Genomic DNA, 9,804 nt, shown 5'->3' on the forward strand with positions numbered 1-9,804 from the left:
GGCGGTTCAAATTTTCCGGCAGGCTTTTTTGTATCAACTGCGTCCGCTGACCGCATGAAAGACGGCCACCGAGCGGGGGCCCATCTGCAGTCCATTTCCGCTGAACAGGGGGCCGGCGCCAAAGGGATCGGGGCAGGCGGTGTGGAGTACCAGGCTCCACCGCAGACCGGAGGGCAGCTCAGGCAGGCCCTGCCAGTGAGCCTCCCAGTGAGAATTGACTGCCAGCAGGATGAGGTCGTCGGCGGTATCATCCTGGTTACGGCCGGTAAAGAGCACCCCGATTTGCCGGGTCTGCTCGTCTATCTTGGCATTCCAGGCCACGCCGTTGTGGAGGGAGACGGAAGGCCAGCCGCACCGGGCGGGGGCGGTTTCTCCGCGGATAATGGGGTGGGCTTTGCGGAAGACGATCATTTGGGAGACAAACTGGAAAAGATCTTTATGTGATTCAAGCCGGGACCAGTCCAGCCAGGAGATCTCGTTGTCCTGACAGTAGGCGTTATTGTTGCCGAACTGGGTGTTGGCAAACTCGTCCCCTGCCAGGAACATGGGGGTACCCCGGCTACACAGCAGCACGGCAAAGGCGTTTTTCATCAGCCGGTCACGGAGGGACAGCACCGCCGGGTCCCCGGTATCCCCCTCCACACCGCAGTTCCAGCTGTTGTTGTCGTTGGCCCCGTCAGTGTTGCCCCAGCCATTGGCCTCGTTGTGCTTGACGTCGTAAGAGTACAGGTCGTACAGGGTAAAGCCGTCGTGGCAGGTGAGGAAGTTCACCGAGGCGTTCTGCCGCTGGGAGGGGGGATAGAGGTCGGCAGAACCGGTAATGCGCTGGACTGCTGCCCAGGCCAAGCCGCTGTCTCCCTTCAGGAAGCAGCGCAGGTCGTCCCGGTACTTGCCGTTCCACTCGGCCCACCGGTTCCAGGAGGGGAAGGAGCCCACCTGGTACAGCCCACCGGCATCCCAGGCCTCGGCAATCAGCTTGACCCGGCCCAGGATGGGATCGAAGGCCAGGCTCTCCAGCAGGGGCGGCTCGGACAGGGGAGCGCCGTCGGTGTCCCGGCCCAGAATGGAGGCCAGATCGAACCGGAACCCGTCCACCCGGTACTCCACCACCCAGTACCGCAGGCAGTCCAGAATGAACTGCCGCACCACCGGATGGTTGCAGTTGAGGGTATTGCCCACTCCGGAGAAATTATAATACTTGCCGTCGGGGGTGAGCATATAATAGATGTTGTTGTCCAGACCCTTGAAGGAGAAGAAGGGACCCTGCTCATTGCCCTCGGCGGTGTGGTTGACCACCACGTCCAGAATGACCTCGATGCCGTGCTCATTTAAAGTGCGAATCAAGTGCTTGAGCTGGGTACCCTCATGATTGAATTCCGGGGTGGCGGTGTAGCTGGTGTTGGGGGCGAAGAAACAGACGGTGTTGTAGCCCCAGTAGTTGAGCAGCTGCCTGCCGTCCACGATACGCTCGTCCGCCATCTCGTCAAACTCGAAGATGGGCATCAGTTCCACTGTGTTGACTCCCAGCTCCAGCAGATAGGGCAGCTTCTCCAGCAGACCCTCAAAGGTGCCGGGATGCTTGACGCCGGAGGAGGGATGCTGGGTAAAGCCCCGGACGTGGGTCTCATAAATGATCATATCCCGGAAGGGGAGATGGGGGTCATGGAAGCCTCCCCAGTCGAAGATGTCCTCCACCACCCGGGCATGGTAGGAGCAGCCTGGAGTCTGGTTGCTGCCCCACACGCTCTGCCCCGTGACCGCCCGGGCATAGGGGTCCAGCAGGTACTTGGTCTTGTCGAAGAGCAGGCCCCGCTCCGGGTCATTGGGACCGTCCATCCGATAAGCATATTCGATCTCGTGGATGTCCAGGTCAAAGACCATCATGGAGAAGGTGTTGCCGATGCGGAAGTGCTCCGGGAAGGGAAGAATGGCAAAGGGCTCCTGCTGGGTGCGGCGGAAGAGACACAGTTCGCAGTAGGTGGCGTTGATGGAGTGGATGGTGAAACTGACCCCGCCAGGCACCACGTTGGCGCCGTTCAGCAGAAAAAGACCGGGCCGCACCCGGAAGCCGGAGATGTTGTTGGTGGCGGCCAGGGGTTTGGCGGGCAGCAGTGGGGTAGGCTTTGGGACCATGGGAAAGTCTCCTTTGAAAAAGAGGGGCGCTGCATCGATGTGCAGCGCCCCTGCTTTTATTTGGCGTAGTAGTTGATGAGGCGGCCTGCCAGAACGATATCCCGCGCGCCCCACGGAGCGGGCTCCGTGGGGGCCCCAAGGCGGATCTGATCTGCTGGGGCGAAGTGAATTCGCCCCGCATCAAGGTTTTGCCTACGGCAAAACGCTTGGTACGCCGCATATGAGGCGGGGAAGAGCGGGATATCTTACTTGGCGTAATAATTGATCAAACAGCCTGCCAGAACGATATCCCGCTCTTCGCGGGTCATGCCGGGCAGCTTCAGGGTGACGGTGTGCTCCGTGCCGTTCTGGATGAGGACGGCGGGGATCACGTCGGCGCCGCTGTCCAGGGCGGTGCGGACGCCGGGGATGTACAGCTTATCGCCGGGCTGGATATTCCAGTCCTTTACCTCCTCGTTGATAAAGGGAAGCATACCCCAGTTCACCACGTTGGAGCGATAGCGCTTGGTGGCGTACTCGGCGGCCAGGTTGGCAACACCGCCCAGCACACGCTGGCAGGAGGCGGCCTGCTCACGGGCGGAGCCGTCGCCGGGCTTGAGGGCCATGACCAGGGAACCCAGGCCGGTGTTGGCGGGATCGTGGCCCATCATGGCCTCCTGTACCTCGGGAGCACCGGGATTGGTGCGGCGCAGGCGTTCCACCGCCAGCACCTCCTTGGCCCGGGGCACATACTGGGGGTCCTTCCGGCTCAGAGCAAACTCGGACAGCTTGATGGGGTTGGAGCGGTAGGAGGAGGTCTCGCCGGAGGGGATCAGCTCGTCGGTGGTGGTGACGGGATCATAGATGGCGGAGCACACGGTGAGCAGCAGGTTGTCGGGCAGAGCCACCTGCTCCGGCCAGTCGGCGATGTTGGGGCCAAAGACCAGCTCCTGGTTGGGATCGGACTTGCCCACGCCGAAGTACACCCGGGCTTTGTAGGGGGTGTCGTCATAGGCGAAGGGTTCCACGGCAGGATCAACCGGGGCGTTGGGCAGCTCGTCGGCTCCGGTGAGTGCGCCGCCGTTGAGGGCGGTGGCGGCGATGGATCGGGCGTCCATCAGAGCCACATAGGACACCTGACCGTCGGAGGGCTTGGAGCCCTCCCGGTTGGGGAAGTTACGGGTGGAGTGGCGGATGGAGAAGGCCCCGTTGGCGGGCACGTCGCCGGCGCCAAAGCAGGGACCGCAGAAGCAGGAGCGGATGGAGGCGCCAGCCGCCATCAGGGAGGCGATGTAGCCCCGGCGGGTCAGCTCCAGGTTGACGGGCTGGCTGGTGGGATAGACGGACAGCCAGAAGGCGTCGGAGCCAATGGCGTGGCCGTCCAGCACCTGGGCCGCCCGGACGATGTTCTGATAGGTGCCGCCGGAGCAGCCGGCGATGACGCCCTGGTCCACCATGAACTTGCCGTCCACGATCTTGTCCAGCAGGGAGGCGGGCTTGCTCTTCAGCTTCAGCTGGTGCATGGTGTCCTCGTCCACCTGGTGGAGGAGGTCGGCCATATTCTCCTTGAACTCCTGAATGGTGTAGGCGTTGGAGGGATGGAAGGGCAGAGCGATCATGGGACGGATCTTGTCCAGCTCCACATGAATGACGCCGTCATAGTAGGCGCCGTCGGCGGGAGCCTGGGGCTTGAACTCGCCGCCGCGGCCCAGCACCGCCAGGTGATCCTTCAGAGTGTCGTCGGCCACCCACACGGAGGACAGACAGGTGGTCTCGGTGGTCATGACGTCGATGCCGGAGCGGTAGTCCATGGACAGGCTCTGCACGCCGGGACCGAAGAACTCCATGACGGCGTTCTTGACGGTGCCGTCCTTGAAGGTGGAGCGGATGAGCTCCAGAGCCACGTCCTGGGGACCCACGCCGGGAATGGGGGCGCCGGTGAGGTAGATGGCAATGACCCTGGGATAGCTGATGTTGTAGGTCTTTTCCAGCAGCTGCCGGGCCAGCTCGGGACCGCCCTCACCGATGGCCATGCTGCCGTAGGCGCCGTAGCGGGTGTGGGAGTCGGAGCCCAGGAGCATCTTGCCGGGGGCGGCGTACCGCTCTCTCATATAGGAGTGGATGACGCTCTGGTGGGCGGGGACAAACTCACCGCCGTACTTTTTGGCGGCGGACAGGCCGAACACATGGTCGTCCTCGTTGATGGTGCCGCCCACGGCGCACAGGGAATTGTGGCAGTTGGTGAGCACATAGGGGAGCGGGAACTCCTTCATGCCGGAGGCCCGGGCAGTCTGGATGATGCCAACGTAGGTGATGTCATGGGAGGCCATGGCGTCAAACTTGATGGCCAGACTGTCCATAGAATCGCTGGTGTTGTGGGCCTTCAGAATGGAATAGGCCATGGTGCCCTTCTTTGCCTCCTCGGGAGCGGGCAGGCCGGCGGCGGGGCCGTCCTGGACAGGCACAAAGGCGTTGTTTTTATAATAGACGCCCTGACGGGTGATGTTCAGCATAGTATTCCCTCCGATGCTCTTGAATTATCTTTCATCATACCAACTTTTTCTTGCAAGTGCAAGAGCTTTATCCGTCATTTTGTGGAGGGCGAAATTTATGTCAACTTTTTCTGGCGGTGTTTTCTTGACGGCTATATGGGAAATAGGATAAAATATGTCGAAGATATCCCAGTTCTGGCAAGGAGCATACCATGAAGAAACGTATTTTTACGCTGTTTTTGCTGCTGACGGTGGCAGTGGGGCTGCTGCCGGCCGCTATGGCGGCGGGGACGGAGCAAATCACCGTCCGGTTTTATGATGAGGTGAGCCAGCGCTACAGTGAACCCACGGTAACCGATCGTGTCAATCTGACTCTGGATGGGGAAGCGTTAATACCGGAGGATGTGCCGGCGCTGGCGTATTATCCGGAGGGGAGCACCAACGGTCGTACCTTGGTGCCTGTCCGGCTTATCTCCGAGGCCCTGGACGCTGCCGTGACCTGGGTACCCGAAACCCGGCAGATCATCATCCTGCGGGAGGAGAACACCATTGTACTGACGGCAGGCAGCGCCACGGCCCTGGTGGACGGCCAGGCGGTGGAGCTGCCCGACGGAGTGCCTGCCGGCGGCGTTATGTGGGATGGTAAGGAGAGTACCATGGTACCCCTCCGCTTTGTGTCCGAGCAGCTGGGGGCCGGCGTAGAATGGGTGGGGGAGACGGCTACAGTAGCCATTACCTCTCCGGAGGAGCCTCAGCAGCCTGACCCCACCCAGCCCCAGGAGGCAGATCTGGGATGGATCACCGAATTGTCCTTTGATGAGGAGAAGCAGACCCTTACCATCACCGCCGACCATGCGCCCAAGTACCGCATTGTGGACCTGGGGGACCGGGTGGCCATAGACTTGCTGGGGGCGGTGTACGCACCGGCGGTGGGGAAGGAACTGACCCTTCAGGTGGAGAGCGACGCCATTGAGAAGATTCGCTGCTCCCAGCACGGGGATAATCTGGGTTACGGGTATCCCCACACCTTGCGGGTGGTGCTGGATCTGGCCTCCGGCGTCAGCTATGCCCAGCATCTGTCTGTGTCTGCCGGTGAGAATCAGGTGCGGGTCAGCGTTACCGATGTGCCGGAGCAGCCGGAGGTACCGCCTCTGGACCCGAGCAAGATCACCATTGCCATCGACCCCGGCCACGGCGGCAATCAGCCGGGCGCGGTCTACCCCGATGAAAACGGAAATGATGTAAAGGAAAAGGAGCTGACCCTGCCCATGTCCCTGATGCTGGCGGAGATCCTGGAGGAACGGGGGTATAACGTGGTGCTTACCCGGACCGGGGACGACTCAGTGAGCCTGGCCGACCGGGCTAAAATGGCCAATGCCGCCCAGGCGGAGGTCTTTGTCAGCATCCACTGCAACGCCCTGGACCGGACGGATTATGAGGGGATCTTTACCTATTATTTTCCCAAGAGCACCCGGGGCGAGGCCTTGGCCAAGCAGGTGCAGGCCGGGGTGGTAGCCGCCACCGGCGGCATCGGGCGGGGCACCCCCTCCGCCAATTTCCAGGTGCTGCGGGAGACCACCATGCCGGCCGTGTTGGTGGAAACCGGATTCATGACCCACCCGGGAGAACTGGCCCGGCTGTGTGATCCTGATTACCAGCAAAAGATCGCTCAGGGCATTGCCGACGGTGTGGAGGCCTATCTGAAGGCCGGGACATAACAACAAAGCCGAGCCCCATCCGAAAAACCGGAGGGGGCTCGGCTTTATTGATGGAAAGGGAGCTGCTGACGGTGCTTACTGTACGGAACCGTCGGGAGCCACCACGGCCACCCGCATGGGAAGGTCCTTCCCGCTGGCAGCCACGGCGTTCTGGACCGCCCGCTGAATGCCGCCGCAGCAGGGCACCGTCATGCGAACTACAGTGACGCTCTTTACATCGTTGCCTGCCAGGATGGCGGTCAGTTTTTCAGTGTAATCCCCTTCGTCCAGCTTGGGACAGCCGATGAGGGTTACTCTGCCACGGATAAAATCCTGATGGAAGTTGCCGTAGGCGTAGGCGGTGCAGTCGGCGGCAATGAGCAGATGGCAGCCGTCGAAGTAGGGGGCGTTGACAGGAGCCAGCTTGATCTGCACCGGCCACTGACGCAGCTGGCTGGGCGCCGGCCCAGTGCAGGGGGAGGGGGCAGCCTCACGGTGGATGGTCCGGCTCATGCTGCCGGGGCATCCGCAGGGCAGGGGAGCGGCGGCTGTCTCCTTGGCAGCTTTGGCCGCTAGCACAGCGGCGTGGTCGTAGGCGGGAGCCTCCCGCTCCTCGAAAGTGATGGCTCCGGTGGGGCAGGCGGGCAGACAGTCCCCCAGCCCGTCACAGTAGTCCTCCCGGGTCAGTTTGGCCTTGCCGTTCACCATCTCAATAGCGCCCTCGTGGCAGGCGGCGGCACACAGGCCGCAGCCGTTGCACAGTGCTTCATCAATTTTTATGATCTTGCGTTTCATGGATCAACGCCTCCTTGTGATTGTATGAGACAAGCATACCAGAGTCGGAGGGTATGGTATGTTGCAGCAGCAACACAAATAGTAAAAAAGATGTCTGCGCATAGCGCAGACATCTTTTTCTCGCAATCAGACATCAATCCCTGAGATACTGCTTGACCAACTCCTGCAACAACTCGTCCCGGTCCAGTTTGCGGATAAGGGCCCGGGCGTTGTTGTAGTTGGTGATATAGGTCGGGTCCTCCGAGAGGATGTACCCCACGATCTGATTGATGGGGTTATATCCCTTCTCCTGAAGGGAGTTGTATACGGAGGTCAGCACCTCTTTGATCTCAGGATCTTTTTCATAGCGGATGCTGAATTTGCGAGTGTAATCGGTCTCCATACCTGTCGCACCTCCTGGTTCAATCTGCTTTCCATTGTAGCTGAAAATACCCGCGCTGTAAAGGGGGCGGGTGAAAATTTATCAATCTTTAAGATGTTGGAAAGAAAAATAACCCGGGAATGCAACCGTTGGGCAGATGCTGTGGTATTATGGATACCAGGGGCCTGGCGGGACCTTCGCTTATGGGCATGAGCGCGGGTGAAACCGGCGGTTCCCGGATGCCCACAAGGGAGGGAAAGCCATGACAGATGAGAGGACTGCCCGGACGCAGATCGCCCGCTGGGGGGATATGGTGTGGCGGCTGGCCCTGGCCCGTACCCGCCATATCCAGGACAGTGAGGATGTGTTTCAGGAGGTGTTTGCCCGCTTTTTTCGCCACGAGGAGGAGCTGTACAGCGATGAACACCGGAAGGCCTGGCTCATTCGCTGTACCCTGAACTGCACCAATACCCTGTTGTCCGCCCGCTGGCGGACCCACCTGCCTCTGGAGGAGGCGGTAACTCAAGCCATGGAGCCCCAGGACCGGCAGGTCTATGAGGCGGTGCTGGCCCTGCCAAAAAAATACCGGACTGTAATCCACCTGCACTATTATGAAGGCTATTCGGTGGATGAGATCGCCGCCCTCACCGGAGCAAGGGCGGGTACAGTGAAAAGCTGGCTGTCCCGGGGGCGGGACAGGCTGGCGCAGGCACTGAAAGGAGACGAATGACCATGATGGATGAATATAAACGGGCCAACGATGTCCTCCATCCCACCCGTTCCGCAGTAGAGCGGGCGGTGAAGGGGGAGGCTTCCAATCGGAAAAGAAAGCCTCTGAAAGCACTGGTACCGGCGGGTGTGGCGGCTGCGGCAGCCGCGGCCCTGCTCATCACCGGTATTCCCGGCCTGGGCGGCGGGACCGGCGGCGGACCGTTGACTGGCAGCGCCTATGCCATTGCTCTCCCCGAGTATCCAGACCTGCCCAAGCACCCCACCGAACCACTGGGGGGCAGCGAAGCGGAGTGGGAGCGGTTCAATGAGGAACTGGATGTATATCTGGACGCCTGGGAGACCTACCGGGATGAGACCGCCAGCCTGCGTGACACTCCTGAGCTGACTGCCGCCCTGAAAGATTATACTGGCACCAGCGCGGCCCTGGCTTTGGCGGGGGAGGGCAACCGTGTTTATTCTCCCGTATCCCTGTGGTTTGCCCTGGCCATGCTGGCCGAAACCACCGGCGGGGAGACCAGACAGCAGGTGCTGGACGCCCTGGGCGCTTCCGACGTGGAGCAGCTGCGGGAATGGGCCGACATTCTGTGGCACGCCCTCTACCTGGACGACGGTACCGCTGCCACCCTGCTGGGTACCTCCATCTGGCTCAATGAGAATGTAAGCTTTCACCAGGATACCCTGGAGACACTGGCGGAGCACTACTACACCGGCTCTTTTCAGGTTCCTATGGGTACTGATGAGGCGGACCAGGCCATCAATGAGTGGGTATCAGAGCAGACAAAAGGCCTTATCGGCTCTGACGGCAAGGTACTGACCACCAAGGCCAATACCCTGGCGGTGCTGGCCTCCACCCTGTACTTCCAGGCCCGGTGGAGCGACGAGTTTGATCCCAGTCTCACGGAGGAGGACGTGTTCACCGCCGCCAACGGCGCTGAGACCCGGGTAGACTTCATGCACAAGACCCAGACCGCCGGCTTTCTCCGGCAGAATGGCTATCAGGCGGCCTCTTTGGATACCAGCAACGGTACGATGACCTTCGTGCTTCCTGATGAGGGCGTGAGTCCAGCCGATCTGCTGGCGGACCCGGACTTTTTGCAGGAACTCATCCAGTCTGAAAACCAGATCTATGGCGAGGTCCAGTGGTCGGTGCCCAAGTTTGACATCAGCTCGGACCTGGATCTGACCTCCGCCCTGACAGGTATGGGGATCACCGATGTGCTTGACCCGGAAACCGCTGACTTTACCCTCCTCACCGATACCGATCCGGTGTGGCTGGATCAGGCCAGACAGATCGCCCGGGTAAAGGTGGATGAGCAGGGAGTGGAGGCCGCCGCCGTCACCCTGATGGCAGATGCGGGAGCGGCTGCTCCCCCTGAGGACCCGAAGATCTGCATCATGGATCTGGACCGGCCCTTCCTTTTCGTGATTCGGGACGGCGCCACCGTCCTCTTTGTGGGTGTGGTGGAGCAGGTATAAGCACAGCCCCCGCGGCATCTTGAACCGCTACCCGTCAAGAGGACAGTGAAAAAGTATAAAAATTCCCCGGCCAGCAGTTCATTTCTGCTGGCCACTTTTTATGCGGCGAGGCACAACTTATGCTTTTCCAATGGCGTCA

7 protein-coding genes are annotated in these 9,804 nt (G+C 60.9%); 3 read left to right on the forward strand and 4 right to left on the reverse strand.

The features are described 5' to 3' along the window. Window positions 1–33: 33 nt before the first annotated feature. Together WHJ28_RS05495 and WHJ28_RS05500 are read right to left on the reverse strand one after the other, a co-directional pair. Complete coding sequence (locus tag WHJ28_RS05495) at window positions 34–2,133, reverse strand: glycogen debranching protein (RefSeq protein ID WP_340040427.1); 2,100 nt, start codon at window positions 2,131–2,133, stop codon at window positions 34–36. 245 nt (window positions 2,134–2,378) lie between these two features. After that, window positions 2,379–4,625 carry a hydratase gene (locus WHJ28_RS05500; protein WP_340040429.1) on the reverse strand — a complete coding sequence of 749 codons (2,247 nt, stop codon included), beginning with the start codon at window positions 4,623–4,625 and terminating at the stop codon, window positions 2,379–2,381. A gap of 191 nt (window positions 4,626–4,816) precedes the next feature. On the opposite strand from WHJ28_RS05500, the gene WHJ28_RS05505 reads away from it, so the two are divergent. Further along, entirely contained in the window at window positions 4,817–6,322 is a 1,506-nt protein-coding gene (locus WHJ28_RS05505) for an N-acetylmuramoyl-L-alanine amidase family protein (protein WP_340040431.1), read from the forward strand. A gap of 75 nt (window positions 6,323–6,397) precedes the next feature. On the opposite strand, the gene WHJ28_RS05510 is transcribed toward WHJ28_RS05505, so the two are convergent. Beyond that, on the reverse strand, window positions 6,398–7,096 hold the full coding sequence (locus WHJ28_RS05510; RefSeq protein WP_340040433.1) for an ATP-binding protein: 699 nt from the start codon (window positions 7,094–7,096) through the stop codon (window positions 6,398–6,400). 133 nt (window positions 7,097–7,229) lie between these two features. Continuing rightward, window positions 7,230–7,478 carry an IreB family regulatory phosphoprotein gene (locus WHJ28_RS05515; RefSeq protein WP_087189243.1) on the reverse strand — a complete coding sequence of 83 codons (249 nt, stop codon included), beginning with the start codon at window positions 7,476–7,478 and terminating at the stop codon, window positions 7,230–7,232. A 241-nt stretch (window positions 7,479–7,719) separates the two neighbouring features. Here WHJ28_RS05515 and WHJ28_RS05520 point away from each other — a divergent pair, with 241 nt between their 5' ends. Next, window positions 7,720–8,187, forward strand: a complete 468-nt coding sequence (locus WHJ28_RS05520; protein WP_340040435.1) for an RNA polymerase sigma factor — start codon at window positions 7,720–7,722, stop codon at window positions 8,185–8,187. Window positions 8,188–8,189: 2 nt separating this feature from the next. After that, window positions 8,190–9,665: a serpin family protein gene (locus WHJ28_RS05525; RefSeq protein WP_340040437.1), complete on the forward strand. Its 1,476-nt coding sequence runs from the start codon at window positions 8,190–8,192 to the stop codon at window positions 9,663–9,665. The last annotated feature ends 139 nt before the right edge of the window (window positions 9,666–9,804 follow it).

This window comes from Flavonifractor porci, assembly GCF_037572415.1.
Classification (GTDB): domain Bacteria; phylum Bacillota; class Clostridia; order Oscillospirales; family Oscillospiraceae; genus Flavonifractor; species Flavonifractor porci.

Coding starts and splice junctions, on each gene's coding strand:
- WHJ28_RS05495 (WP_340040427.1), bottom strand. CDS start 2,133: ATGGTCCCAAAGCCTACCCCACTGCTGCCCGCCAAACCCCTGGCCGCC.
- WHJ28_RS05500 (WP_340040429.1), bottom strand. CDS start 4,625: ATGCTGAACATCACCCGTCAGGGCGTCTATTATAAAAACAACGCCTTT.
- WHJ28_RS05505 (WP_340040431.1), top strand. CDS start 4,817: ATGAAGAAACGTATTTTTACGCTGTTTTTGCTGCTGACGGTGGCAGTG.
- WHJ28_RS05510 (WP_340040433.1), bottom strand. CDS start 7,096: ATGAAACGCAAGATCATAAAAATTGATGAAGCACTGTGCAACGGCTGC.
- WHJ28_RS05515 (WP_087189243.1), bottom strand. CDS start 7,478: ATGGAGACCGATTACACTCGCAAATTCAGCATCCGCTATGAAAAAGAT.
- WHJ28_RS05520 (WP_340040435.1), top strand. CDS start 7,720: ATGACAGATGAGAGGACTGCCCGGACGCAGATCGCCCGCTGGGGGGAT.
- WHJ28_RS05525 (WP_340040437.1), top strand. CDS start 8,190: ATGATGGATGAATATAAACGGGCCAACGATGTCCTCCATCCCACCCGT.